Annotated in this window: 35 protein-coding genes; 1 reads left to right on the plus strand and 34 read right to left on the minus strand. The window is 52.2% G+C overall.

Going from position 1 to position 25,346, the window contains the following annotated elements; all coding sequences use genetic code 11:
• Positions 1–278 precede the first annotated feature (278 nt).
• The 20 genes from tkt to K3T82_RS16375 all read right to left on the minus strand — a co-directional run bounded on the left by tkt (position 279) and on the right by K3T82_RS16375 (position 17,269).
• The gene (tkt, locus tag K3T82_RS16290) at positions 279–2,291 is read right to left on the minus strand and encodes a transketolase (RefSeq protein ID WP_220194491.1); all 2,013 of its coding nucleotides are present in this window, start codon (positions 2,289–2,291) and stop codon (positions 279–281) included.
• A 159-nt stretch (positions 2,292–2,450) separates the two neighbouring features.
• Positions 2,451–5,294, minus strand: a complete 2,844-nt coding sequence (gene mutS / locus K3T82_RS16295) for a DNA mismatch repair protein MutS (RefSeq protein WP_220194492.1) — start codon at positions 5,292–5,294, stop codon at positions 2,451–2,453.
• Positions 5,295–5,582: 288 nt separating this feature from the next.
• Positions 5,583–5,789 (minus strand): hypothetical protein, encoded by a 207-nt coding sequence (locus K3T82_RS16300; protein ID WP_220194493.1) that lies wholly within the window; start codon positions 5,787–5,789, stop codon positions 5,583–5,585.
• A gap of 99 nt (positions 5,790–5,888) precedes the next feature.
• Positions 5,889–6,014, minus strand: a complete 126-nt coding sequence (locus K3T82_RS49120; RefSeq protein ID WP_268886638.1) for a hypothetical protein — start codon at positions 6,012–6,014, stop codon at positions 5,889–5,891.
• 12 nt (positions 6,015–6,026) lie between these two features.
• Entirely contained in the window at positions 6,027–6,152 is a 126-nt protein-coding gene (locus K3T82_RS49125) for a hypothetical protein (protein WP_268886639.1), read from the minus strand.
• On the minus strand, positions 6,149–6,316 hold the full coding sequence (locus tag K3T82_RS16305; RefSeq protein ID WP_220194494.1) for a hypothetical protein: 168 nt from the start codon (positions 6,314–6,316) through the stop codon (positions 6,149–6,151). The genes K3T82_RS49125 and K3T82_RS16305 overlap by 4 nt, the downstream gene beginning before the upstream one ends.
• Positions 6,317–7,216: a PD-(D/E)XK nuclease family protein gene (locus K3T82_RS16310; protein WP_220194495.1), complete on the minus strand. Its 900-nt coding sequence runs from the start codon at positions 7,214–7,216 to the stop codon at positions 6,317–6,319.
• A gap of 153 nt (positions 7,217–7,369) precedes the next feature.
• Positions 7,370–8,560 carry a toprim domain-containing protein gene (locus K3T82_RS16315; protein ID WP_220194496.1) on the minus strand — a complete coding sequence of 397 codons (1,191 nt, stop codon included), beginning with the start codon at positions 8,558–8,560 and terminating at the stop codon, positions 7,370–7,372.
• A 192-nt stretch (positions 8,561–8,752) separates the two neighbouring features.
• On the minus strand, positions 8,753–9,022 hold the full coding sequence (locus K3T82_RS16320; RefSeq protein ID WP_220194497.1) for a hypothetical protein: 270 nt from the start codon (positions 9,020–9,022) through the stop codon (positions 8,753–8,755).
• A gap of 15 nt (positions 9,023–9,037) precedes the next feature.
• On the minus strand, positions 9,038–11,284 hold the full coding sequence (locus K3T82_RS16325; protein WP_220194498.1) for a DNA polymerase: 2,247 nt from the start codon (positions 11,282–11,284) through the stop codon (positions 9,038–9,040).
• Positions 11,269–11,511: a hypothetical protein gene (locus K3T82_RS16330; RefSeq protein ID WP_220194499.1), complete on the minus strand. Its 243-nt coding sequence runs from the start codon at positions 11,509–11,511 to the stop codon at positions 11,269–11,271. Before K3T82_RS16330 ends, K3T82_RS16325 begins: the two co-directional genes overlap by 16 nt.
• Complete coding sequence (locus tag K3T82_RS16335) at positions 11,501–12,340, minus strand: metallophosphoesterase (RefSeq protein WP_220194500.1); 840 nt, start codon at positions 12,338–12,340, stop codon at positions 11,501–11,503. The genes K3T82_RS16330 and K3T82_RS16335 overlap by 11 nt, the downstream gene beginning before the upstream one ends.
• Positions 12,341–12,580: 240 nt before the next feature.
• Positions 12,581–13,099 (minus strand): P-loop nucleotide/nucleoside kinase family protein, encoded by a 519-nt coding sequence (locus K3T82_RS16340; protein ID WP_220194501.1) that lies wholly within the window; start codon positions 13,097–13,099, stop codon positions 12,581–12,583.
• Positions 13,099–13,344: a hypothetical protein gene (locus tag K3T82_RS16345; RefSeq protein WP_220194502.1), complete on the minus strand. Its 246-nt coding sequence runs from the start codon at positions 13,342–13,344 to the stop codon at positions 13,099–13,101. The genes K3T82_RS16340 and K3T82_RS16345 overlap by 1 nt, the downstream gene beginning before the upstream one ends.
• A 49-nt stretch (positions 13,345–13,393) precedes the next feature.
• Entirely contained in the window at positions 13,394–13,789 is a 396-nt protein-coding gene (locus K3T82_RS16350) for a hypothetical protein (protein WP_220194503.1), read from the minus strand.
• Positions 13,716–14,063, minus strand: a complete 348-nt coding sequence (locus K3T82_RS16355) for a hypothetical protein (RefSeq protein WP_220194504.1) — start codon at positions 14,061–14,063, stop codon at positions 13,716–13,718. The genes K3T82_RS16350 and K3T82_RS16355 overlap by 74 nt, the downstream gene beginning before the upstream one ends.
• A 41-nt stretch (positions 14,064–14,104) precedes the next feature.
• Positions 14,105–15,058: a DnaB-like helicase C-terminal domain-containing protein gene (locus K3T82_RS16360; RefSeq protein WP_220194505.1), complete on the minus strand. Its 954-nt coding sequence runs from the start codon at positions 15,056–15,058 to the stop codon at positions 14,105–14,107.
• Between the two features lie 10 nt (positions 15,059–15,068).
• Entirely contained in the window at positions 15,069–15,869 is an 801-nt protein-coding gene (locus K3T82_RS16365) for a hypothetical protein (protein ID WP_220194506.1), read from the minus strand.
• Positions 15,870–15,920: 51 nt separating this feature from the next.
• Positions 15,921–16,724 (minus strand): RAD52 family DNA repair protein, encoded by an 804-nt coding sequence (locus tag K3T82_RS16370; protein ID WP_220194507.1) that lies wholly within the window; start codon positions 16,722–16,724, stop codon positions 15,921–15,923.
• A gap of 170 nt (positions 16,725–16,894) precedes the next feature.
• Complete coding sequence (locus K3T82_RS16375; protein ID WP_220194508.1) at positions 16,895–17,269, minus strand: hypothetical protein; 375 nt, start codon at positions 17,267–17,269, stop codon at positions 16,895–16,897.
• Positions 17,270–17,447: 178 nt separating this feature from the next.
• Between K3T82_RS16375 and K3T82_RS16380 the strand changes: the two genes are divergently transcribed.
• Positions 17,448–17,801, plus strand: coding sequence for a hypothetical protein (locus K3T82_RS16380; RefSeq protein ID WP_220194509.1), 354 nt, complete (start codon positions 17,448–17,450; stop codon positions 17,799–17,801).
• Here the strand turns inward: K3T82_RS16380 and K3T82_RS16385 are convergent.
• From K3T82_RS16385 to K3T82_RS16450, 14 genes are all read right to left on the minus strand, one after another.
• A complete protein-coding gene (locus K3T82_RS16385; protein WP_220194510.1) occupies positions 17,785–18,060 on the minus strand; it encodes a hypothetical protein in 276 nt (91 codons plus the stop codon). The two genes, K3T82_RS16380 and K3T82_RS16385, sit on opposite strands and share 17 nt — an antisense overlap.
• Before the next feature lie 13 nt (positions 18,061–18,073).
• Positions 18,074–18,349, minus strand: a complete 276-nt coding sequence (locus K3T82_RS16390) for a hypothetical protein (protein ID WP_220194511.1) — start codon at positions 18,347–18,349, stop codon at positions 18,074–18,076.
• 11 nt (positions 18,350–18,360) lie between these two features.
• Positions 18,361–19,050 carry a DUF2786 domain-containing protein gene (locus tag K3T82_RS16395; protein ID WP_220194512.1) on the minus strand — a complete coding sequence of 230 codons (690 nt, stop codon included), beginning with the start codon at positions 19,048–19,050 and terminating at the stop codon, positions 18,361–18,363.
• A gap of 88 nt (positions 19,051–19,138) precedes the next feature.
• Positions 19,139–19,756 (minus strand): hypothetical protein, encoded by a 618-nt coding sequence (locus K3T82_RS16400; protein WP_220194513.1) that lies wholly within the window; start codon positions 19,754–19,756, stop codon positions 19,139–19,141.
• 415 nt (positions 19,757–20,171) lie between these two features.
• Entirely contained in the window at positions 20,172–20,420 is a 249-nt protein-coding gene (locus K3T82_RS16405; protein WP_220194514.1) for a hypothetical protein, read from the minus strand.
• A 12-nt stretch (positions 20,421–20,432) separates the two neighbouring features.
• The gene (locus K3T82_RS16410; protein WP_220194515.1) at positions 20,433–20,726 is read right to left on the minus strand and encodes a hypothetical protein; all 294 of its coding nucleotides are present in this window, start codon (positions 20,724–20,726) and stop codon (positions 20,433–20,435) included.
• Positions 20,727–20,824: 98 nt separating this feature from the next.
• On the minus strand, positions 20,825–21,040 hold the full coding sequence (locus tag K3T82_RS16415) for a hypothetical protein (RefSeq protein WP_220194516.1): 216 nt from the start codon (positions 21,038–21,040) through the stop codon (positions 20,825–20,827).
• Positions 21,041–21,043: 3 nt separating this feature from the next.
• Positions 21,044–21,277 (minus strand): hypothetical protein, encoded by a 234-nt coding sequence (locus K3T82_RS16420; protein ID WP_220194517.1) that lies wholly within the window; start codon positions 21,275–21,277, stop codon positions 21,044–21,046.
• Positions 21,274–21,570, minus strand: coding sequence for a hypothetical protein (locus tag K3T82_RS16425; RefSeq protein ID WP_220194518.1), 297 nt, complete (start codon positions 21,568–21,570; stop codon positions 21,274–21,276). Before K3T82_RS16425 ends, K3T82_RS16420 begins: the two co-directional genes overlap by 4 nt.
• Positions 21,567–21,782, minus strand: a complete 216-nt coding sequence (locus K3T82_RS16430) for a hypothetical protein (RefSeq protein ID WP_220194519.1) — start codon at positions 21,780–21,782, stop codon at positions 21,567–21,569. The genes K3T82_RS16425 and K3T82_RS16430 overlap by 4 nt, the downstream gene beginning before the upstream one ends.
• 1 nt (position 21,783) lies before the next feature.
• The gene (locus tag K3T82_RS16435; protein ID WP_220194520.1) at positions 21,784–22,038 is read right to left on the minus strand and encodes a radical SAM protein; all 255 of its coding nucleotides are present in this window, start codon (positions 22,036–22,038) and stop codon (positions 21,784–21,786) included.
• A 42-nt stretch (positions 22,039–22,080) separates the two neighbouring features.
• Positions 22,081–22,791, minus strand: a complete 711-nt coding sequence (locus tag K3T82_RS16440) for a hypothetical protein (protein ID WP_220194521.1) — start codon at positions 22,789–22,791, stop codon at positions 22,081–22,083.
• A 112-nt stretch (positions 22,792–22,903) separates the two neighbouring features.
• Positions 22,904–23,089, minus strand: coding sequence for a hypothetical protein (locus K3T82_RS16445; protein WP_220194522.1), 186 nt, complete (start codon positions 23,087–23,089; stop codon positions 22,904–22,906).
• Between the two features lie 98 nt (positions 23,090–23,187).
• Positions 23,188–23,880: a hypothetical protein gene (locus tag K3T82_RS16450; RefSeq protein WP_220194523.1), complete on the minus strand. Its 693-nt coding sequence runs from the start codon at positions 23,878–23,880 to the stop codon at positions 23,188–23,190.
• Positions 23,881–25,346: the final 1,466 nt, after the last annotated feature.

Here is a 25,346-nt window from a genome sequence, read left to right on the forward strand (position 1 = left end):
AGCGGTGACGTACCCTCGTATGAGGATTGGTTTTCGTATAAGACTGTAGTGTGTCTGCTAGTACTGTTATAAGTAACCTGATGCGTAACGTTTAAACTAATTGCTCTAAGATCGTACTACTTTTGGCAGGTGTTTTGTCAAGCAGATATCAGGGACGGATCAGCGAGGGAGCACCCCTGGGGAGTGCTTCCCCGCATGACGAGGAGCCGTCCGACGCACACTTTCGCCGTAGTACTCTTGTACCCAGGCATGTACGTGTTCTTCACCTGCCCCTCGTTTTAGAGCAGATTCTTGGCCTTCTTGATGATATTGTCAGGTGTCAGACCAAACTTCTCATAGAGCAGGCCTGCTGGGGCTGACGCGCCAAAGTGATCAAGCGTGACGGTATCACCTTCCAGACCAACATAGCGTTCCCAGCCGAAGGGCGAAGCCGCCTCAATGGCGATACGCGCCTTGACGCTCTTGGGGAAAACGCTTTCTTTATACTCGGGGCTCTGCTGCTCAAAGAGCTCCCAGCTTGGCATACTTACTACACGAACAGCAATGCCTTCCTGTCGCAGTTTCTCACCAGACTCTACTGCCAGCGAGAGCTCGGAACCAGTGGCGATGAGGATCACCTGTGGCGTGCCTTCGCTATCGCTAAGGGTATAGGCACCCTTGGCGGCGTTGGACGCGCTGGCATAGCGCTCACGGTCAAGAGTGGGCAGGTTCTGGCGTGAGAGTACGAGGGCCACTGGGCCTTCGGTGGTAATGGCTGAACGCCAGGCTTCGGCTGTCTCATTGGCGTCACCAGGGCGGATAACGGTCAGGCCAGGAATGGCGCGCAGGGACGCGAGTTGCTCGATAGGCTGGTGCGTGGGACCATCCTCACCAACACCGATGCTATCGTGTGTGAATACATAGATGGCCTTCTGGCGCATGATTGAGGCCAGGCGAATGGGTGGGCGCATATACTCTGAGAAGATGAGGAAGGTCGCGCCAAAGGGAACGAGGCCTCCGTAGAGCGCCATACCATTGAGGATGGCACCCATGGCATGCTCACGGATACCGAAGTGCATGTTGCGGCCATTCTCTTCGGGACCGAAGTCGCCCAGATCCTTCATATAGGTGCTGGTCGAGGGTGCCAGGTCAGCTGACCCGCCGATCAGGTTTGGCAGCTTGGACGCGATGGCATTGAGTGTCTTACCAGAGGCGGCGCGGCTCGCCAGGGATTCGCCAGCCTTGAAGGTGGGGATGGCGCTCTCCCAACCGTCTGCAAGCTTGCCGCTCTGCTCCTGCTGCCACTGTTCTGCCAGTTCGGGATAGGCCTGAGTGTAGGCCGCGTACTGCTTCTGCCAGGCTAGCTCTTGTTCCGCGCCACGCTCAACGGCTTGACGGTAGTAGGCGACCGCCTCTTCGGGCTCGAAGAAAGGCTCCTCAGAGGGCCAGCCAAGATTGCGTTTGGTCAGTAGCACTTCGTCCGCGCCCAGAGGGGAGCCATGGGCCGAAGCTGTGTCCTGCTTGTGAGGGCTACCATAACCGATATGCGTGCGCGTAACGACGATAGAGGGGCGCTCGTCTGCCTGGGCGGCCTCGATAGCCTTGCTCACTGCTTCAAGGTCGTTCACGTCGCTGACGTGTTGCACATGCCAGCCATAGCTCTCAAAGCGCGCGCCGACACTCTCAGTAAAGGCCAGGCCGGTGTCGCCTTCGATGGTGATATGGTTGTCATCGTAGAAGTAAATCAACTTGCCAAGCTTGAGGTAACCGGCGATGGAAGCGGCTTCAGAGGTGACGCCTTCCATCAGGTCGCCATCGCTACAAATTGCATAGATATAGTGGTCGAGAATGGTGTGTCCAGGGCGATTGTAGCGGCTAGCCTGGAAGCGCTGGGCGATTGCCATGCCGACGCCATTGACGAAGCCCTGTCCAAGAGGTCCCGTGGTGGTCTCGACTCCAGGTACGTCATGATACTCGGGATGACCTGGTGTGCGACTGCCCCACTGGCGGAAGTTCTTCAACTCTTCGAGGGGAAGATCATAGCCTGTCAGGTGTAGCATGCTATAGAGCAGCATGGATGCATGGCCCGCTGAGAGTATGAAGCGGTCGCGGTTGAACCAGTGTGGATTGCGTGGATTGTAGTGCATATACTTGGTCCACAGCAGGTAGGTCAGGGGCGCGAGTGCCATTGCGGTGCCGGGGTGACCGGAGTTGGCTTTCTGTACACCGTCCATAGAAAGGGTGCGAATGGTATTGATACAAAGCTCTTCAAGCGTCTGTTCCTGTACCGGTGATTGCTGTTGTGTTGTCATCTATCCTCCAACAAAAAGGTTTTATTTATTGTCAATCGTACACTATCGCCAACCTCTTTAATGATAACACAGATGGTCCTAAGATGGTAGCGTTACTCGTCGTGTTTTTCGCGCAGAAAAAAGGGCGATACCTGTGGATCGCCCGGAAATGAATCATCGCTATGGTTCGCGTAGTGCTTTCTGTTGTAATTCATAAAGTTTGCTAATCGCTTCGATAGGCGTGAGCTCATCAATGCTCATCTGCTTTAGATCTTCGATCAGCGGGTGGGTCTCACTGGCGAGTAGGGTCATTTGCCAGGCGGCGGGCATGGTCATATCGCGCATGGCCTTGCGGCGCGCCTTGGCGTCGCCCTGCCGCTCTAGTTCCGCTAGAATTTCTTCAGCGCGGTGAATAACAGGTCGGGGGATACCAGCCAGTTGTGCTACATGGATGCCATAGCTGCGATCTGCCCCGCCGGGAACGATCTTGCGCAGGAAGATAACTTTTCCCTCCTCTTCTGTTACTGCGACGTTCAAACAGCGCACGCGCGGTAACAACTTGGTAACTTCGACCAGTTCATGATAGTGGGTGGCGAAGAAGGTCTTTGCTCCGCAGCGCTTATTATTATGCAGATACTCAACGATGGCACGCGCTATCGCCAATCCATCATAGGTGCTGGTGCCGCGCCCGATCTCGTCAAGAATAAGCAGGCTGCGAGGGGTGGAGTGATGCAGGATATTTGCCGTCTCGACCATCTCGACCATAAAAGTGCTTTGGCCGGTCGCCAGATCGTCCTGTGCGCCGATACGCGTAAAGATGCGGTCGACGATTCCGATACTGGCAACCTCGGCTGGAACATAGCTACCGATCTGGGCCATGAGCGTAATCAAGGCTACCTGGCGTAAGTAAGTAGACTTACCTGCCATGTTGGGGCCGGTGATAATGGCAATCTGCGCCTCTTGATTTGAGATGTCGGTATCGTTAGGCACAAAAGGCGTGTCGGCTTGGGTCTGCTCGACGACGGGATGGCGACCTGCGACGATATGGATACGGTCACCTTCGTTAAGTTGTGGCCGACAGTAATTATTTCTGCCCGCGACCTCTGCTAGGCTCAGGAAGACGTCGATTTCCGCCAGGGCGTGGGCCGTATCAAGGATACGTTCGGATGCATGGATGGCGATGTCTGAACGTAACTGTACAAAGAATTCGTTCTCCATCTTATTGATGCGATCCTGCGCGTTCAGGACCAGCGTCTCATACTCCTTGAGATCTGGCGTAATATAGCGCTCGCTGTTGGTCAGGGTCTGACGACGAATATACTCCTGTGGCACGCGATTGAGATTGGCGTTGGAGATCTCAATGAAATAGCCGGAAGCCTTGTTGAAGCCGACTCTGAGATTTGAAATGCCTGAACGTTTGCGCTCGCGTTGCTCCAGGTCTGTGATCCATTGGCGGCCATTCTGCGAAGCTTCTTTTAATTTATCGAGTTCAGTGCTGAAGCCGGGTCGGATTATGCGTCCTTCATTGATGCTCACTGGGGGCTCTTCAACCAGGGCTTTCTCGATCAATTCGATAATATCATCATTATCGGCGAGTCGAGCGAGCAGGCGCGTGAGTGAGGGGGCGCTACTCGACGCGGTCTCGTCGAGGCAGTCGCGAATCTCGGAGGCGGCGTGTAAGCCAGTGGCGAGCGCGACGAGATCACGGGGATTGGCGATGCGCTGGCGCACACGGTTAATCAGGCGTTCCAAATCGCCTGCGCGTTTGAGTGATTCGCCCAGGCGCGCCTGGAGCAGCGTGTCGTTGAGCAATTCGCTAATGGTTTGCTGGCGCAATTCGAGGGTAGGGAGATCGAGGAGGGGTTGCCCAATCCAACGGCGCAACTGGCGACCTCCCATCGGACTGCGTGTCTTGTCGAGCACCCAAAGTAGTGAGCCCTTGACCGAGTTCATACGCCCTGTTTCAAAGAGTTCCAGGTTGCGGCGTGTGTAGGGATCGAGGGTCATAAAGGTATTGGTGGAGTAGGTCTCCAGAGACGTGAGGTGCTGAAGCAGACCTTTCTGGGTTTCCTGAACATAGGAGAGGACCGCGCCAGCCGCGCGTATTGCCAGGGGAAGGTGCGCGCAACCGAAACCCTCTAATGAGGAGACATCAAATTGTTTGAGCAGACGATGGCGAGCGTCGTCCTCGGCGAAGTAGCGCGAATCGTGGGGTGTGACATGTCCAGCCAGCCCTGAGAGCAACTTTGCGACTGGAGCGTAGTCATCTTCCTCATCCTCATCATCCGCCACTTCTGGAATGGTCGCATTGGCGTTGCCATTGCTGCCGACCTTCGTTACCTGTTTTTCACTCATGACAGTGGCGAGCCAGCGTTTTTTGCGGCTACCCAGGCGGCTATAATGGGCCTCTACCAGAACTTCGGCGGGGCTCACGCGTGCGATCTCCTGCTGTAGAGCCAGTTCCGGTTCGGCAGTCGCGAACTGGGTGACGGCAAACTCGCCTGTGGTAATATCAATGTAAGCGATACCAACCGCGTTGCGTCCTGGGATAACGGCCGCCAGGAAGTTGTTGCGCTTGGCGGCGAGCATTGCGGGGTCGATGACTGTGCCTGGGGTGACGATGCGGACTACTTCGCGCTCAACCAGCCCTTTTGAGAGGGCGGGATCGCTGACCTGCTCGCTAGTATGTACAGAAAATGATGAGTTTTTATTCGTGGTCATGCCCAACCGGGAGCTACTCTTCCCTTCCTGGGCAGCTTGATCTACCTGCTGACATACGGCGACCCTGTATCCTTTACCCACGAGGCGAGAGATGTAACCATCGGCTGCATGGATAGGGACACCAGCCATTGGGATGCGTGGCTCGTCTCCGTTTGATCGGGCAGTCAGGGCGATTTCTAGCTCACGAGCACCGATCTCTGCATCATCATCATAGAGTTCGTAGAAGTCGCCCACTTGATAGAATAAAATGGCATCGGGGTGTTGGTTCTTTATTTGTAGGTACTGCGCTCGTCCTGGTGTCATTGCTGCCTCCTCCGCGTGTTATATTACATCAAGTCAATGAAAAGGGGAAGGGCATTAGCCCTCCCCTACCTGTTTGTCTAGCGTTTCTCGGAGTATCCTCACTGCTCTCACGAAGTCCTCGAATGAAATTGTTCCATTAGCCCAACCACTTATAGCAGCGTGTAGCGCAGCATAAGCTTCTGCGCGTTGATCCTCACTTAACATATATTCTCCCTATGCTATACTAAACCGGAGCGAGCGGGTGTACTGGTTAGGGTTAAGTTGTGTTTTCTCCTGTCCAGGCTCCCGCTAGTCTTTTAGTACAAGAACCACTCCAGCGACCTCTGCGAGCATGACCATAACCCCTACCGTTTGCAGCCAGATGTTATTTGTGCGAATGAGCAAGACGGACACGGATGATAGGCCACCAAAGAATGCGACCACTGCCAAACCTATCAGGACAGCCGCAAGCAGTTCAACGCCTTTCGCCTGGAACCAAAGTTGAATCTGGTTCATTGCATCGCTCCAATCAGTGTGTGAGTATGTAGTAGGAAATGATGTAGATCACGATAAACACCCCAATGCTCAACAGGGGAATGTATGCAAGTCGCATGATTAACCTCCTAAGTGCGTGAATATGACGCGAACAAGACCATAGACAAAGAGCACCGCGATAGCCCCCACAAACACACAAAAGATGAGCCAGAGGGCCAGGGCTACGCCGCCAAGAACGTCCAGCAATGTATCTCCTCCTTAGTGTGTGAATAAGAAATGAACCACGGCAACGACCAGGGCGATTGAGATCCCGATGCTCGCCAGTGCGGCCAATACCCAAACAATCATGACTGCTGCAACGGTACATCCAGGGATTCTATTCATCGTTTTATTGCCTCCTTGAGAACACCAACTACAGCAACCAGCAACGCCACGAAGCCCGCCGCTTGCAAGGGCGCACTGCCCGTATCGAAAAGCGCGAAACACAACCAGCAGTACAACCAGGAGAAGAACATGGCAATCAACAGAGTGGGGTAGTTATTTGACACTTATCTTCCTTCCATCGCTAACGCGACACACTCAATCTGAAAAGGGCAGTAAGGACACAGCCTCGCTTTATCACCCTCATACGCTGGAGCAAGATTATCTCTCGCCTCTATCGCATCCTCGATCAGGGTGGCGATGAAGTCGTGCATAAACTCCATATCCTTGTGCTGTATCTGCATCAACTCAAGTTCGGCGTACCGTCCAGCAGACCGAGGTGTGAGCAGTTTCCCTCGATCAATCAGTGAGCACTTACTATTGAACCGTCTGACCTTGCCCATGTCGAAGTACACAATCTCTAACTCATCTACAATCACCTGAAGGTTCGGGCGACCGAGGTACTCTGGGAGCGTCCGAGCCAGGAGGTATGCATACATGTTGACCTGTTTTTGGTGGTCCTCCTTGGCCTCGGTGAAGTCGTGGCTTACCTCTTTAGTGCTCTTCCAGTCGGTGAGCTTAACGACAACCTTCGTCTCATCCACATAGAGCACCTCCACCAGATCAGGCTTACCAACGAATTTTTGTGGACCAAACGCTGTGTAAATGATCGTTTCAAGACGTTCCTCCGTAATCTCGAACTCAACACCAGGGGCCAGAGGAGCATTCTCGAAGAAGCCATGCGCCATTGTGCCTCGAAGGGCGTTCCACTTCTTGTAGGGGTCAAGATACTGTGAGTATTTGTGTGCATCCAGATACTTGGCACGAGGGCATCCCATAAGCCGGGTTGGTGAGAATGTCTGTAAGTTTGGTTCGTGGTCGCCATCACCCCACATCATTGCGAGCATTTTGGCATTGAACGGACATGGATGCGCAGGGTCTTGTACGCACTCGTTGCACTCTTCCCTGGTCATAGAGACACGATGGAGCTTCCTTGCTCTGTCGCATTGTATTCCTTTATATGCCATTAATCGTTCCTTAAAAAGCGTGGGAGGATAGTAGTGTTGACACAGATCTCGTTGAGGATGTGGACTGTCTGCCATGCTTTGGCGATGTGGTCTACATTACGCATGAAGCGTTGATGGCAACCGCACTCACACTCAAGCTCAATGCGGAAGTTATCATGACGCGAGTGGTAGATATTCGCGTGAGTAAAGCCCTCCTGGGTATGCTCGTCGAGGTGATGGAGAAATCTGTTCACTAACGTTTCCATCAGTTTTGGTGTCGGTGGCTTCTGCACTGCTGGTAGGAGCATCGTGTCCTGCTGATCCAGTGGAACTTTCTGAAGGCGTACTTTCCTCATCGAACCCGTATTGCTCATAGATTTGCTCAAATGTATAGCCTTTCTGCATGACTTCACTGATGTCTTTCCCAAGCTCGGCAGGCCACTGGAGCCATACCACTTCTGCGTATTCTTGTTTCGCTCGCTCGAATAACTTTCTTGCTGCCACTATTCCCGGTTCGTCTCTGTCGCCGCAGATAACAACTCTTCGAAGTGATGGGCGTCGTCTTGCAAGATGACCGATGCGTTGAAAGAATGCCGATAGAAGGTCGAGGACGAGTCCCTGCTTTTTGGCTCCATTGGTTGCGGTGACGGCAGGTACACCATGTTGCCAAAGCAGAAGCGCATCCAATTCTCCTTCAACCAGGACAACATAGTCGGATCTATCGCGCTCGAACTTCCATGCCGGGTAGAGGGTTGCTTCATTACAGCCTGTCCACCCACGATACTTCGGGATCTTTTTCGCCTTGACAAGCTCATCGCCCTCCCATTCGTCTTCATACCTGCCGCAAATCTCTTCATCGTTTCTGTAGCGTAGCGTGACCACGTTCAGCTTGGCATCGAAAACCGGAATCACGAATGCTGCACCGTTGTGACCGAGTCTCGCGGTCCTGATCGTCTCATCTGACAAGCCACGCGAATGAAACCACTCAATGCGGTCGGCGCAAATGTCGGAGAGGATGCCTTCGTAAATCTCCACATCTCGCATCGTTGGTGCTCGTCTCGGCTTCTCCTTCTGTTTCGCTGCCTGTCGCTCTGTCTCTGTCAGGAACTTGTATTTGGGAGCCACCGCGAGGGCTTCCTTCCAGCTCGGAAGTTTGAGCAGGAATGCGAGAGCGTCCATGCGCTTCTGGATGCGGAAGGGGCACCCCATGCAGTGGATGTGGTCTGGATAGATTGCCAGGGACTCTGAGTCGTCCTGGTGCTTCGGGCACTTAATCAGCAGGGGGTTCGTCCCGTAAGGAGGGATCGCTCCTTCTGGTAACGCCGCTCGTCGAATGTCCACCGTTTTGATGTCGTACCTTGCCATTGGGATGCGCCTCCACGTAACGCTGTATTGCGACTGCAATGCCGTACATGTCAACCTCTGTACCGTGACGGAAGCAGAGAGGAATCTTCACCTCCAACGAGCCACATCCCTCCCAATCCGAGTAGTAGCGCAACGCCACTGGCGTGTTCGATATACACACGAGACACTCACTTCTATTCATTCGCTCGCCTCCTATATGGTTCTGCAACCGTACTTGTTCACGTTGAGGCTAATGTGGTAGATCACATGCCCGATGTGTTGCTCCTTTTCAGCGTGCTGCTTGCACACAGGAAGTCTGACCCGATCCAGTGGTCCACAGTCTGGTCTTGGCTCCCATTCGTAGTACAGGTCAAAGTCAGCCGTGTTGTTCCGACAGATGGAGCACCAGCTTAATACTCCCTTTGGAACTACCACTGTCTCGGCAAGACTCACCTCTTCTGTATCAATCGTGACGATGCTCATTAGTCCATCTCCTTTTTAGTGCTCCCAATGGTCGGAGATCGCGACCTCGAAGTCTGGAATGTGGACGCGCTTCAGATACTTCAAGCAGCTTTCCTTCATAGCCTGTGCCAGGATGACAGCGCACTCGTTCGCCATCCCCTCCGGTGCCTCCAGAACTATCTCGTCGTGAACTACCGCAACTATCTTTGCAGCTTCGGGGAGTCTCTCGTAGGCCAGCGCCAGGGCCAGCTTCGTGATGTCTGCCGAACTCCCCTGGATCGGTGAGTTACATGCTCTCCGCTCAATCGCAGACCGGATCTTGTTGTAGTCCTTCGAGCGCCGATCTGGCAGACTACCGTAGAACCGCTTTCTTCCACTCACGGTAGTGGAGTAGAAGTTGCTGGTGCCAAGCGCACGCTGCCTCTTGAGCCACTGGACAACACCTGGATACAGCGCGAAGTATTTGTCCATTAACTCCTGGGCTTTTTCCTTGGTGATCTTGAGTGTCCTGGCGAGCTTGGCTGCGCTCATGCCGTAGACCAGACCAAAGTTAATGGTCTTGGCTACCTGTCGGTAACTCACCCCGGTGCCAGGAACGCACGCGGTCCTCACGTCCACACCCTCACCCAGACCAAACATCATGCGAGCGGTAGCTGAGTGCAGATCCACACCGTCAGCAAAGAACTTGAGCATGTTTCTATCGCCAGAGAGGTCTGCCAGGATGCGAAGCTCAATGTTGGGGTAGTCACTGGTGATCAGCTTGAATCCAGCCATTGCTACCACACAGGCTCGCAAGCGTTTCCCGTCAGCGGTCTTGCTCGGTATCTGCTGCCAGGGCGGATCAAAGAAGCTGCTGCGTCCGGTATCAGCACCAATCTGGTGTGCGCTTGGATAGATACGCCTCGTCACCGGGTGGATCTTGGCGAGCAGGTTGTCACCGAACTTGGTCGGGAACATCTGAGCCGCACGCCACTCCTTCAGTAGGTCTACCTCTGGATACATCCCTTCAGGTAGGTCAGCCAGGGCATCGGCGCTGGTGCTCTGCAAAGGAATCTTCAACTCCGTGAATGCATCGAGCATCTGTGGAACACTGCCCAGGTTGATTGGCTCATAGCAGAGATTGCGGTTCTTGTGCAGAGTGTTGAGGTACTCATCCTCGTCTGGTTTTTGGTGCTTCTGCTCCCAGGCTCCCATCATTGCGTCCGTGTACTCTTCCAGGCTGCACTCGCGTTCCTCCGCTGTGTACTGCTCAACCGCGCTCTTATAGTGCCTATCTCGCTCAATCAACCACTCTGCATAGGGCGAATGACTCAGCAGCTTCGGGACACCAGGGTTGGGGTACAACTCCCGAAACTCGGCCATCTCACGCTTCTTAAACTCACCCCATCCTTTCGTCTGACCAGTGGCCTCGAACGCTGCCTTGATTCTGGCCTCCTCTGCTTCCAGTGCATTCTTCCACTGCTTGTACTTCTGCATCTGGCCTCGGAAGCGACGAGCACGCACGCGAACAATCGCCTCTCCAAAGACCTCGATAGCCTTCTCACCAAGTCCCGTTGCCAGGGCTGCTTTCTCGTCAATCACCTCTCGCCACCCAGGCTCGTTGACATGAATGCCGTTGTACTCAATACTGGCAACTGCTGGCAGCGCCCGGTGCTCCAGGTTAACAGTGTGACCGAGTTTTAGATCTCGAAGCTTCAATGTTTGCTGTGTAACTATATTTTCCAACACTTCAACATCTTGCGCCATGTAAAGGAGTGTCTTTTCTGAGAAGGGCGCATACCAAAGCTCTGGATGCTTATCCATCCCGATAAAGATGTTGCGTTCTTCCTTGGAGACTTCCAGACCGTAGCGAGCGGCGATAGCCTTGAGGTTGAACTCGATGCCCTTCTGACGCCCACCTGTCTTGCCCAGGCCCAGGATCACCTGCTCGGCCAACATTACGTCGTAGCACTTCGCGATACTGACACCGAAACATCGCCTGACAAACTTCCAATCGAAGGAAAGGTTCATTCCGACGACCTTCAAATCATTGAAGAGATCTGCAAGGTACTGCCCTGCTACCAAGAACGCCTGCCTGCTCCACATGCGCACGTCGACAATCACTGGCATGTAGCCGAACTGCATGAATTGAAGCGAGATGAGACGATCATCGATGAAGGAGAGTCCAGTTGTCTCGGTATCGAATGCTACTGGAAGAGTAGGCCGAGATGCATAACTTTGCACCATCTGAATGAGGTCGTCCACAGAGTCGATCAGCGTGTATGTTTCTAGTTGAGTCTGCAATGTGCTACCCCCTTCTTCGCAAGCTGTTCGTAGAGAAATACGGCAAGGTACTGGTCGAGGTCGAGGGGCTGAAGCCCCTCTGCAACCTCTTCAAGTGTCTGTTCCAAGAGCATCTCTGCCAGCATGCGCTTCATGTTATCGAGTTGTATTCGCTTCAGGTCATCGAGTATTTCCGCCTGTAATTGCTTCAGGTCATCGATGAATGCGTTGATCTCCTCATCGCTCATCTTCAACTACCTCTGATCCGATGTAGGTTTCGGAGTGACTCGTGAAGCCCATCGGCATCGTGTAGGGATCGAGAATCACCCAGAAGCCTGACACCATTCGCCGCATCGTTGAAGGGTTACGCTGGACGTACTCAAAGGATTTATCTTGGAAGAGGCCGCCAGCTTCGACACACCAGAACTTATTGCTGGCATCGCGAGTGACACCCAGATGATGCGCGTGACCTGTCATGACGTTCTTCTGCTCCATGAGCGCCATCGCAGTTGGTGTTCCGAACGGAGCCTTGAACTGCGCTGGATGCGTGAACACCCAGGTCATGCTCCCGTTCTTATCCGGCACACCTTCCAGGGTGGGATTATCAGAGACGACGATGTCACCTTCCTTGATCAGGATGCCCAGGTCGGGAGAGATGCTACTCACGAGGCCAGTCATACGCTCGTGGTCGCCGAGCTTCTTAATCCATCTGTAATCGTGATTCCCCCTGCTGATCACTTGATAGCCGCCAGTCTGTCGCAGGTCTGCTGCGATTTGCAGGATGATGTTGCTTGCAATCTCCTTCTCCTGTATCCATGTCAAGCTGTAGTCTGTTTGTCCGTACCCACTAAACTTATGCATGTCGAACAGGTCGCCGAGCCAAAGAACACACTGAATGTTAAAGCGGTGGATGGTTTCGCGCATCTTCGCCAGGAGCTTGCGGTCCCCATAGGGAAGATGTGCGTCACTTGCCACGAGGATACGAGTCTCGTGGATTTTCTGTCGAATCGAATAGTCCTCTGCTTCCCAACCACCGAACGCTGCATTAATTTCGTGGAGATATTGTTCCTTGCTCATAGGTTTACCTGATTCCTTCTGCGATGAGGTAGTGTAGTTTCTGAGAGAGTGCAGATAGTGATATTCCATAGTCATTGATTATTTCCGCAAGCGTTCTGCGTTGCTCACGTGGTAATGCTTTCTGCTGCTGACACTCAGCCAGCAACAGCGCCCAACACTGGCGACACATCTTGCGGTTTGCAATTCCGCGCCCGTCTTCCCCTGGCTTCCAGACAGGCTCGTTACAATGAATGCACCTTCTCATAATGCGAGTACCTGCCTGACTAACTCTTCAACGGGAAGTGACGCGTCGAGACATATATCAATATAATGTGGTGGAAGAGGTCGGTCGATTGGGTGGTTCCTGCTTTCCTCGCTCGCTGGCCTTCTGGCTTGCAGTGTTGCGAGGTCTGTCTGGAGCTTCACAATCGTAAAACCGAGCGCCTTCACGGTGAGAGCCTGAGAGATGGACCGCACATTGTCAAACGCGGCATCGGGCCGACCAAGACGAAACCATTCCTCTACCGACTCGTGAATAAATTCAGGGCGATGCGCGAAATCAATCATCTCGCCAAATGCATTGATAAACGGGCGGAAAAATTCTTTCCTGGCGTTCATCTCACCGACCGTGGTAGGCCGGAAGGGATATAGGGCGCGAGCGGCTTTTTCTTTCAGACTATCTGTGTAGTTGATCCACAGAAATTCCTTCGCCGTTAACGCCTGTGCCAGCGTCGTTTTTCCCGATCCAATTGGACCATGCAATGCGATCAAACGGGTCATTAATCTCCCCCATTCAAGAACGTCGATACTTGGCGACAGATGCGCTGGTAACGCCTCTCAGTGTGGCCGGGAAAGCCAGAATGCCTACCAGCTTCTCGGAGCGAGCATCCCTCTATGACAAAGCTCAGAAAATGTTTATCCTCCGGTTTGAGGATCTTGATAGCTGTTGAGAGGTCTATGCGCTCCTCAAGAGAAATGTCTTCGAGGTTCTTGAGTAGGAGAGCAACCAACTGCTGTGTGTACAATCGCGCTTCCTTTCCCAATACTACACGAAGGTTAATGGCTGCGGAAGAGTTAGTTTCTCAACGTGTTTCGATGTGTTTCAGCGTCATTCACCAGTGCTAAATACTCGATGTAATCCACCAGAACCGCACGACGACGCAGGTTTTTCCCGCGAATGACGACACATGCGTTACGCCAGCCTATGCGCTTGGCTTCGTCGAGAATTTTCCACAACCAGTTGAGGTCTACCTTAAAGTATCTCGTCCCGCCTATGTCGAGGGTTTGATACACCTTTGCCTCAACTAAGAGTGAACATTCCTCCACCATGACATCCCCTGGCATGCCCTGAAGTGCTCCAGAAAGGGGAACCCGTTTGGCGCTGCTGAAGCCCTGGCTACGCAAATCGGCGGCGAGATCGATTTCGTTTTGTCTTCCTCTGTTCTTTGCGCGCCGTTGCTGGTCGCCCATCGCTGTCTCCCTTCAAATAACTGTCTACGTTGATTTCTTCCTGGTAGATATGGCAGTAACTCATAATCAAGAGGTCTGCCGCCAATGTGACACACTGCTGGAGGTTGGGAGGGAGTGCCGCGACAAAGGCTTCTGTTTCCTGGTCGGTACGAGGCCGGGAGCCTGGAATGTGATCCGCTGCATCTTCAAACGCCTCTTGGATCTCTCGGCCAAGACCTAGCTCGTCCAGTTCCCTCCACGCTCCCCGCTTCCAGAGCAAAATTACCGCTCTCATTGCTACAGCGCGATCCATGCACCTGACATCGTAATAGGAACTCAAGCTGCTATCTCTTCCTCGTCTTTCAGGTCGTTCCATAATGCGTACCTGGGAATGTACGTCATCGGGACTATGATGTTTGCCTCACCATCGCGTTGCTTTTCGATGATAGCCTCCGCTACTTCACCCTCACTCATCGCATCAATTGGTGACTTCTCAGCGTATAACTCTGGCCGATGGAGCAGGATCAGATTGTCCGTGTCCTGCATAATCCTGTCAGAACCGTACAGGTCTGCCGCAGTGGGTCGAGGGTCTTTACGCTTCATGCTCTCGCGGTTCAACTGTGCCAGGACGTACCCTGGAGCGTAGTTGCGAGCCAAGTCGTGTAACGCCCGTGATACCTGGCCTAGTGAGAAGGACTGATTACCAGTCTTGTTCGCTAGGTCGGTTGGAACCAGACCGATGTGGTCTACCAACCAGAATCCGCAGGCCATGCCAGTCTTGCTCTTGACCGTCACGAAGTCACGAATCTTGTCTACGTTGTGTGCGCCTCGCATGTAGACGATTGGAAGATCTTTGAGGATCTTGCCAGCCTTCTGTACCCTTCTGCGCTCCTCCGGTGAGTAGTAGCCACTGGAGAGGCTCTTGATTGGGACACCAGCAATCTGACCGATCAGACGCTTCATACATGTCTCAGGCTCCATCTCCAAGAGGCTGATGCGAACCTGCAAGCCTGGATACTCTTTCTGGAATGTCCTGGCGACGTTGATCGCGACTGACATGCCAAAGGAGGATTTACCAACCCCTGACCGTCCAGCCACCACAGTGAGTTCGTTCGCCTCACCTGGGATCTCGTCGCTCCTGAACCGGATGCCTCCGGTCTTCACATCGAGCCTTTCAAACCCGCTCCGGTAGCCCCACACATGTGTTGGATGCATGTAGCGGTACTCTAGTGTTTCCAGCGTTCGGTCAATCGCGTCAGCCTGTGTCACCGCAAAGTCTGCTAGGCTCATACAACACCTCCTATTCTTCGTCGCCTAGTAGATCTGCAAGCGGCAGTTTGGGTATCGTTCTGACCAAGTGTCTGTACTTGTCGATAGTCTCTCGTGACTTCTGCGCCCTGATGCGGTCGATCTCCTCATCTGATAACCCATCCTCATTCCCGTTCCAGGGCTTTCGCAACGATTGCTGCTGCTTCTGCACTGGTCGTGATTGTGGCTGTGGAGCCTCCGTTGTGCCTTCTGTTCGGACCATTGTTTTGATGTAGGCGAACATGTTTGGCCGATATTTCTCGACGTTACCGACTGAGTAACGACGGATCATGGTCAGAAGCAGTGTTGCTGGCCCCATTCCCGATGCCGTGTTCTTCTCCGCAATCTCGGCCAGTTGCCTGCGCTGCTCCTTGTCGAAGGGCTTCTCTGTTGGTAGAACCGTGTTCATCACCCGCTCGATGAAGGCCATCAGCTTGAGTCTCCGTCTCGCATACGGACTGTGTGGCTGGTGTACCGAGCCAGTTGTGTCCATCGCATCGATGTACGCAGCGTCCTGATCCAGAGGATCAATCTCAACCGGGTCTTCACCTATCCCTGGCTCCTGGGACACAGGCTCAGTCAGGCGATAGATGTACCCGGAAGGGCTGCGCGTCACCTCAACGAAACCAAGCTCGACAAGCTCATTACGAGCATTCCATACCGATGTGCGAGACGTACTGCCAAGTAACTCGCGGGCTTCGGTGTCAGAGAGCGCCACCTCGGAGGGCGACAGCACCAGATGCAACAGCAGGACAGCAGCAGCGCGAGACTTAACTGCTGCAACGTTCATCATCTAGCACCTCTTTCCGAGAGGGCCAACCGCAAAGCGGCCAGCCCGAACAACTTACCAGCGAGCGCGACCACCAGAAGGGGCAGCAGAGAGATACTTCTCACGGATCTGTGCAGCAGTGATACCAGCGAAGGCATCGTTCACAGCTTGACGAGCATTCTGGGTGCTCATTGCCTTGATGTCTTCATCATTGATACCAACGCTATACAATTTCCTGACCTGTGGTATAGAAATCTTGCCATCATGTTGTACAGGATTCTGCTCACCATTCGACTGCTGTACCTGCGCCTGTGGAATCTGTACGTATTGCTGCTGCTGGCGAGGAGCTTCGCTCTGGCGAGTTTGGTACTGCTGCTGTGGGCGAGCGGGAGCAGCTTCGACGACCTCAAAGCCTTCTGGAAGCTCTATACCCCAGGCTTGGTAGCATTTTGCCAGAAGCACACTCTTGTCAACCACGAGGTTGTAGCCTTGATAGGCGTTGTCGAGTGTCGGAGCATCATAGAGATAGCGTCCCAGGCCATGTACTGAAGCTGCACGCTTGATTGCCTGAGCATACGCGCTTGTGGGTGATTTCAGATCACTGATGCCATGAACAGTCTTACCAGCGATGGTCAGAGGCACCAGCAGAGCCATCAGATTAACAGGCTCACCATCCTTGTTGGTGTACTCTGTCGACTGGATGACTTCAGGTTTGCCAACCTCCCACTCACCAGGGCAGTCCCGGTCAAGTCGGGTAAAATAGTCCCACAACTCCACGTACACCAGGGCGGTGCCACGACCACCAGCGCGGAAGTCAAGTTGCTCAAGCGCAAATGGCTGTGCGAGGCGACCCTGGATCTCGACGTAGTTGCTGCTCATAGTTGTGTTTTCTCCTGTGTGTTTCAAATCTTCGCGTTTAACGTGTTTTGTCGATGTTTCTACATTCTGGCGATTTAAGAAGGGGTGGCTCTCACCACCCGACCTCTAAAGAATACCACAATGTCGAAACATTGTCAAGTCAATGATTAATCAATTTGTCGATGTTTCTACTAGGCCCGTAGACTCGCTTTTGCCCGCTCTACTGCCTGCTCCATCGCATCCAGAAAGATGTCCTTCTGTGTACCTTCAAGCTGTTCTGACACGCTCTGTGCCTCGGCCAGGAGTTGGGCTTCACGTGATGTAGCAGCAGTTGCGCCAATCACATCGATGCGAGCGGCCAGCGTGCTAAATGGGATGCGTAGGGCTTGTGCGTATGCAGCTAGGAGCGCAATGTCAATGGTGGTCGCGTTCCCGTTGATCAGGTAGCCAAGCTTCCCACGCGTCAGTTCAGGACCACCCCTGGATGCAAACTCTTCCTGAGTGAGTTTATTCTCTCGCAGGTGGTCTATGACAATGCGCTGCAATGCGCGAATGTCTTGTCTCATGTTCATCTCTCCAAGTGGGGCAAAGTCCCACAAATCTGCTATACTATAAGTAGTAGATAGTTCAACACAAAGGATACCACAGTATGTCTCGACCCTCAAACCCCCGATGAATGTTACCTCAATCTCCCAACCCTCTGAAAAAACCAAGCGTGGCGTCGGACGACCGGAAAAGCTCGGAATGCCCCCGATCCCACAGGAGATCCTCGATGGAATGACCGAACTGGAGCAGCAACACTTCGAGCACTTCCGCCAGTCCTACTACGACGCATACAAGAAACGCTATGGAAAGATCACGCCCACTGCTGAGATCGGTATCACCCAGGCTGCACTCGATTACATTCACCTGTGGCGGCTCCAGGCGGAGCAGATCACCACAGGCAAACTGGTGTCCCAGGCGCGTCAGCACCCAGGCACCGGACTGCGAGCTTGGCTCCAAGCTGCCGGACTCAACGAGAAGGACATGATGGAGCCAGTCAAGCAGGAAGACGAGAAGTCAGCCAACCGCGCTGCTCTCCTTACTCTTTCGAGCTAACAAGCAACTCAAGCAAATTAACAACCATAACTGCGAGGGGCCTATATGCCTCGTCAATATGCTCAGTCTGGAATAAGCCCAGATCGTTAGCCATCCCTTCAATGTCTGAGCCATCCCAATAGTAACCTTCCAGAAAGTCCCGAATACTATTAACTGCACTCCTCCCGTCTTCGTCCAGATCCGTGGCTAAGGTCACTAGGAAGTTGCGGATTGTCTGAAAAGTGAGTTCGGTGCTTGCTGTTTTTGGATCGGTTGACATCAATATTCTCCTTTTACTCATTCGAGCTAGTAAGCATCTCAAGCAGACCAATCACCATGTTCGCAAGGGGTCTGTACACTGGTGGGATCTGGGTATCTCGATGTATGCCTAGGTCATTGATTATCATTTCAATGGGTTCATTCTGCCAGTAATAGGTTTCCAGAAAGTCCCGAATGTCATCAATAACCCTCTTAGACATTCCATCCATCCCATACGTCACACCATCCAAGTAATTGCGGATCTTCGTGAAAGTGAGTTCAGTGCTTGCTGTCTTAGGATCGGTTGACATCAACATTCTCCTTAGCTAATCTTCTTACGAACCTGAGTACCACTGACGCCAGGGTTGATGGCGATAGAAGCACCAGCAGCACGCCCACGCTGGTACGCAGTATAGCTCGACGACACCCTCATATAGTTCTCTCGTGTAGAGCCGCCGAAGCGTTTCTGGACCTCTGTGGCAAGGGCTTGGCTATTGACCAGGATCAAGGCTTTGCAGTCTTTGTCTGCTTCTTCTTCCACACGCTCCAACCGTTTAATCACCTCAGAAGTTGCTCCGAGACGAAAGCCTGCCTTAAACTTGCGAATCGTGACGCGGGAATACGGATACTGCTCGTGATACTCCGTCCAGGCTTCATCAGCGAGGCGGTCAATAGTGCGCGTCAGATAGGTATAGAGGTATTCTACCACCTCAATGTTGTGCTTACGACCCACCACATGAGCAATGCGCTTTTTGGTGTCGTAAATGACGCGACAGAGATTTGCCTTCCCAATGGCTGTGTAGAGCGCCAGCTTCCAGGTCGTGTTCGCGAACTTCTCGCGTTCCTGCCAGGAGTATTCCGACTTCTTCTGCATTACCTCGTCAAGCGACACATTGTACTTGAGCAGCAACTCTGTTGCTTTCTCGGCAGCCAAAGCAGCCTCGTGCTCGTTACTGGAAGCTTTGAGGGCAAGCAGGTTGCGAATTTTCGTGATAATCTTCTCGGCAGCCATGTTGTGTTTTCTCCTTTTTCTTCTCTGAGGGCCAGTTCCCCCACTCCTAACGGTGCCACGCTATTGTGACACCATCAGGGTCGAGGAATTAGCCTTTGGCTACATCGGGCAGCAACCACTGCTCGTCGTAGATCTGGTTGTTCCAGGCGTCTTCAATGCTCAGATTATCCCAAACGAACCGCTTTTCCGTGTTGGCTTTCAGTACCACGTAACCTGCATCGCCTTTGGAGTTGTGTCCGTAACGATCCACGAGATCACTCTGGATATGAACCGCAACGGTTGATACCACCCCCTTGAGCTTGCTTGTCCAAATAGCGTGCTCCACATCGTAGCAGTTGCTCTCGATCATGTTCTTCAGGTGATTGCCATTCAGCACCGTGCTCGACGGGATGTAGAACAAGAGTTGCAACTGTTTTGTCTTCTGTGTATATGCGACTCCTTCAAACTGACCATAGGGACTCATTTTCATGTGGTCAATGACACTCGTTGCATATGCCTCCACACCCTGGTGTGTTTTAAGGTTCACAGGTGTGGGGGTTGGCGTTGGTGGTACTGGTGTGTCAGTGGGATATGGTGTGAGAGCGGCAAGACGTGCTGGTTCGATCACATTGGCGTTCACCCATCCAACGCATAGTCCGAGCACGAACAGGACAACAATAACTCCCAGACAACCTAATACAAAATTCCTTAGAGTGTTTTCGCGCAAAGTGCTATCTCCTTTAGCTTTTTCGGGGATGTTCCCCGTCTCTGACCACCCGCGATTGAGGTGGGCAAAGACGGAGATGTTCATTCTGCTGAACATGTTTATCCTATTGAACATCGATGTTCATTTGAATGAACACGTACGTTCATTTCAGTGAACATCAGGGTCAGCAACGTTCATTTGAATGAACATGCTTGTCCGTACAGCAGCTCGACACCTTTAGACAATTAATAAACAATAGATAAATAAAGAGGGAAGGGGCATTGCCCCTCTGTCCTAGCGGCCATTCACCCCTGCGATTGACGGTACTCCACTCATAGCAATTCAATCGCTGGATAGGAGCTTTTAGAGACTGCTGAGAGGTACAATTTTAAACCTCAGCAATTATACCTCTCAGGAGTTTCAGGCCGCTAGTGCCCTACGAGAGAGCCGATGTGTAGCATCCAGAACAGATGAGTCCATGTAAGCTAATGGGGATCAGCGTATCTTGCCAGAAACTCTGGCCGCAGCAATCACACTGGCGAGGCATCATCGATGTGATTGGCTCGCGTCCAGTGTAGCGCCGTGGTGTCATAATTGGGAGGCTCTGCTCTGCGATGCGTTTGGTGATCCTGCCCTCATGCAGGGCTGTTTTGATCTGTGCGACAGTCACGATTGGTCCTCTCATCTTGCATACCTCCTAGCAGTTGTAGTACGCGACCCACGCGCATGACTCGGAACAAAACTCACTATCAGCATCAGCCGAGAGCGGATCACCGCAGCCAGCGCAGCAGCCTGCGTCGTCAATCTCTTCAAGCTCTGGCGCATCCGTGATGAGCACCAGGGGCAGGCCACAGGCTCGGCAGTGCAGGCGCTCAACGCCCTCATCAGTGGTGTACATTGGGCTGGTTGGACCGTCAGGTGCGCAGTGAGTGTGGTACATATGGCGATGGACTCTGACGCCAGCCAGATCGATGAGTGTCCAGTGCAACATGTTGTGTTTTCTCCTTTTCAATCGTCGGAGGAATCGTCCGACAAGAAAATATTAATATATCGACAAATTAATGTTAAGTATTTATGGATAAGTTTCGACTAAGATCTGCAATGTTTCTGCCAGGATCTCTGCTGGTAGAAGGGACCGTGATTCAACACGGCATAGACGACACGGTGTGTTTGTGTGCGCTTGTCACAGGTCCAGCCCACAAAGCAGTTTCCCTGTTTGTCTCGCTGGATGCCACAGACTAGCTGGATATGCTTGCCAGGGAGCTTGTCGTAGATAACGCGAGCATGTACTTGTGAATTCGTCATGGTCTAGCCCTCACTTTCCAGAATATTGATAAGTACCGATATTTCAGCGTGTGCTTCGATGTCACTCCGGCTCGCATACCTGGCCTGTCTGCTCTTGTAGAAGGCCATGACCTCCTCTGGAGAGAAACCCACGATCAGGTTATCCAGGCCAGTGCCAGCAGCCAGCCGAGTTCCAATAAGCTGGTGTTGGTCGAGAATGGTGGCACTAAGTTTGGCTTTGAATTGGCGATAGGTCATGCGCAGTCCTCCTTAGCAATCCAGGTTGTCATAAGCTTCTGTTGTCTGAAATACGCTGCCCAGGCTTCTGGACTGTTCGGCACGAAGATGATAGGTGGCAGGAAGTCAGGTGACTCATAGCACAGACCAGCCTCACAGCTACCGCACCAGGGAACATACAGGTCCAGTTCCCGGCGACAGAGTGCGCACCAGACATGATGTTCACACTCGTCACTGTCAAAGACAGGCGTCTCACCTTGAGGGCAGCAGTCAGGGCACCAGAACTTCCCCTGCCATTCATACGCGACGATCATAGTTGCACCTCCAGTTCACTCCAGTCAGACAACGTAGGCTCGAAGCGGCCATCAGGCCAGAGAATCAGGTCATGCTCGAATCTGTATATCATGCCTCCGCCTTTGGCTCCGCTGATACGAATGTCAACCACGCGATGACCACGCACAAACAATGCTTTGTCATCCTCCAGGGCTTCAATGGCTTTACAGGCCAGTTTGAATAGGCGCTCCATGTTATTTCTTCCTCCTGGGCAAGTTCTCGCCCTGCGTTTTTCCGTCCAGTTCAGACCATGACCACCAACGCAGTTTGGTCCCGTCAAGCTTCAATTCAGCCTTCACCGCTCCATACTCGTTTTTGGCGTCAGCCAGCAGGCGGTCAATACGAGTGCGTGTGTACTGCTTCTCTGGATTCGTGTTCTGGTGCCCCTCACAGTTATGCAGGCAACCCCGATACCAGACCAGCACTGAATAGTTCATCTTGTCTTCCATCGCTTTATCCTCCAGGCCAGGGGCCGAAGCCCTTAGCGTCAACTATTTGCCATGTAGGAGTGCCGCACAGACTGCCATCTGTGGTCGATTCTCAGTCGCGTAGACTGGTATCCAGACACTATCCTGCTTGTCGAAGCCGTGTGCTTGAGCGCAATCAACACAGATGTCGATGTCGCTCGCAGTGTAGCCAATGATTTTCGCGTCACTCGTGGCACCTTCCCACATGTTCAACCCCTTGGACCAATGGACCTTGATGTCCTGCCCGTTGTGCTGTATGAGGGGTAAAGCGGCACCCTCCTCCCAGACCAGGAAATACTCACCAATCACGCCATTGATGGACGCCTCCACATAGCCGCTTGTTTCTAGTTCCATCTCAGTCCCATGTACAATGGCAGAGAGCTTACTGGCAAAGTTCGCGTGGTAGCGTGTCAGTGTACGCAGGAAGGCCAGTTGATTCTCAGGACCAGTGCAAGCGTCCAGTTCAGCCCTATATTGTTGGGCCAGATACTCCGTGTCACTGGTCACGCTATCCAGGTAGGGTAGGAACTTTGCGCCATATTTCTTGGGCGAGAGAGCACGCTTGATGACTTCAGTCTGGTAGGTCAGGGAGATGACAGCCGCTCTGTCTTTCGCCAGCTTCACATGCTCCTCCCCATATTCGGCGACCATTGCAGCCTTGCGACCAGTAATGATGAGCAGGCCAGTTTGCATTGACTTCAGTTCAGCTTTCAGTTCCTCACGAATGACGTTCATTGTGTTTTCTCCTGTTCCGTGTTAGGCGGAAGAGAGTCACTCCCGCCCGTCGACAAAAAGTTATTATTTCGACAAAAAATAGTCAGCTATCTATTTTGATGTATCTACAATTCTACACATGCAGAGTATGGGCCAGTGTCAGAAACCAGTGGACTATTTGCATCACGTGTTCATAGTCCCATCGAGCCAGGGTGTTAAACGCGTCAATCAAGGGGAGTAGAGAGACGTGACCGCCATAGAGGGCCAGTCCAACCACGATACAAACCAGTAGTGCCAGGGCGATAATAAAGCGTTTCATGTCAGTTTCTCCTCAGTTCAGAAATAGTCTGTGCAGGTTGCACAAAGGGGAGTAGGGAGTCGAACCCTGCCAGCTACCGCTAGCTCCCCTACGTCCGATTAGTACCAGCGACAGCTAATCTCTTTGTGGCTGGTATAGGCTTGACCGTCAGACTCACCACCAGCAATTCTGGCATTCTCCCACAGCATGGCAGCAGTCACGACAGGTGGGTACTCAGGATAGAGCGCCTGACACTCTGCCAGCATGCGCTTCTCAGTTGCGAGATAGTAGGTAACTTTGGCTTTGGTTTTGCCAGCCAGTTTTTCCTGGTCGATGCCAAGGCGCTTGCAATGCCATGTGTCAATCGTGAGCAGCTTTGTGTATAGAGGGTTGTAAATAAAGAGCGCCCAGGAAACCAGCTTGCAAGCCATGCCAGGGATAAGAGCAACCATTTTTTCGCGCCATGCCTGTTGGCTCTCTAGTGTGTTGCCAGCATCGAAGTTCAGAAGCCCTTGCTTGTGTAGGCTCTCCAGAGCGTATAGGCAGTCGATGTGAGATTGCATAAGGCCAGCAGGGAACTTGTTCCCAGGCTTGCGACCGAGTGTATCTTTCAGCTCCTCTTGATCTTCTGGCAAGCCATTTTCCAGGTACTTTTCAGCCAGGATGCGAACATATTGACCGTTGATAGTGAGCTTTACACGCTTGCTCAGAGCACTTGCCCAGAAGGCGAGTAGCACGCTAGGCTCATTGTCGCCGTGTAGAATCTCGCTCATAGCTGTGTAGGTTTCTTGGATAGTGACTTGCGTTTTCATTGTTGTGTTTTCTTCCTGCTTGTTTTTGCTTCGACATTATCGCGTCTGTTGATATTGTAGATACTTAGATAAATTGTGTAAAGCACATGATGAAACACGTTGCATGTATTTTGTTGAAGTTTCAACGTAAGCTCATAAAACCTATCTGATGAGAAATGCTGTGAGATGGCTCTGGAAGCGGTACTATTGAATTTTGATGAATTTTGGAAAGTCGTAAAAAGTCGTTTGGTGGGATGCAACATAGTGTCGCAAAAGTGTCTACCAGCTCATACTTTTTGCCCTTTTAATCTCTACTATAAACACACATAAAGCGGCTCTGGTAGTGGTACGAGGGGATGTATAGTTGTGAGTTGATATTTTGCTGCTCCTTATATGGGAAAGATAAAAGCGAATGAATATGGGAAAGATAAAAGCGAATGAATTGCGGGGTGGTGGGTGGAAAGATTGTAGCTTTGTAGTGAGTGGTATGTATGTGTAGTGTGTTGAATAGTTAGATACGCTATGTATCCCTGGTAGTGCTCTGGAGAGATGGTGGCTAGTGGGTAGTTACCTAGTGAGTATAAAGTGAGTAGGGATAGTGGGATGGTGTTATGCACCTATCCTCATTCGCTCTATTCTGTGTGGTGGGTATTTATCTTTCTTCTGTTTACAGAGATAGAGAGAGAAGTGAGAGAGAGAATAGAGAGATAGCTAGAGTGATTATGAGATAGAGAGATAGAGAGAAGAGAAGAAAAGAGCGATAGAGGCAAGTAGCTATAGAACAAAGCTCTTATCATTCTCATTTGCACGCTATACCGCTATAGAAAAAGGAAGTGCGCAGGCCCGACAATGTCGCGAAAAGATGCAGAGGAAGTGCTCGCTCAAATCAACCCGCTCCCTGGAAACCTTTTCCGGCCAATTAACACTAATAAAACTATATTATTTCCCCCATAACCCCTCAATTCTATCGCACCGAAGCGAAGCGGAGGTTGGGGTGAAGCCGTAGGCGAGGGGCAAAGCCCCTTACCTCCTTATTAGTTATTTATTAGTTTATTTATTGTCTAAATATCTCGTGCTGCTGTACGGACAAGTGCGTTCATTCTACTGACATTAGAGAGAGCAGCGTTCATCCTATTGAACATCGACGTTCATTTCAATGAACACCACTGTTCATTCTACTGAACATGTTCATTTTATTGAACACCCTGCGTTCATTTGATTGAACATAGACAAAGTAATATAGTGAGTTTTTGTTGATAATGCAAAATTGGTTGAAAAAGTGGGGCAAACTTCGACAAATATGATATAATATAGATGTCACTAAAAATTTGAGAGCGCCTGTTCTCGATGCCTGGGTGGACTGATCCTCCGGCCACAACCGCTCGGAAGGACCAGACCCCACGGACCAACTGAGTTCCAGGCATGCAGAAGGGACCAGAAGCAACTCCTACATCGTTCCTGGTCCCTTTTGTCGATTACATCGACAC

The sequence above is a fragment of the Ktedonospora formicarum genome (genome assembly GCF_016587355.1).
GTDB classification, from domain to species: Bacteria; Chloroflexota; Ktedonobacteria; order Ktedonobacterales; family Ktedonobacteraceae; genus Ktedonobacter; species Ktedonobacter formicarum.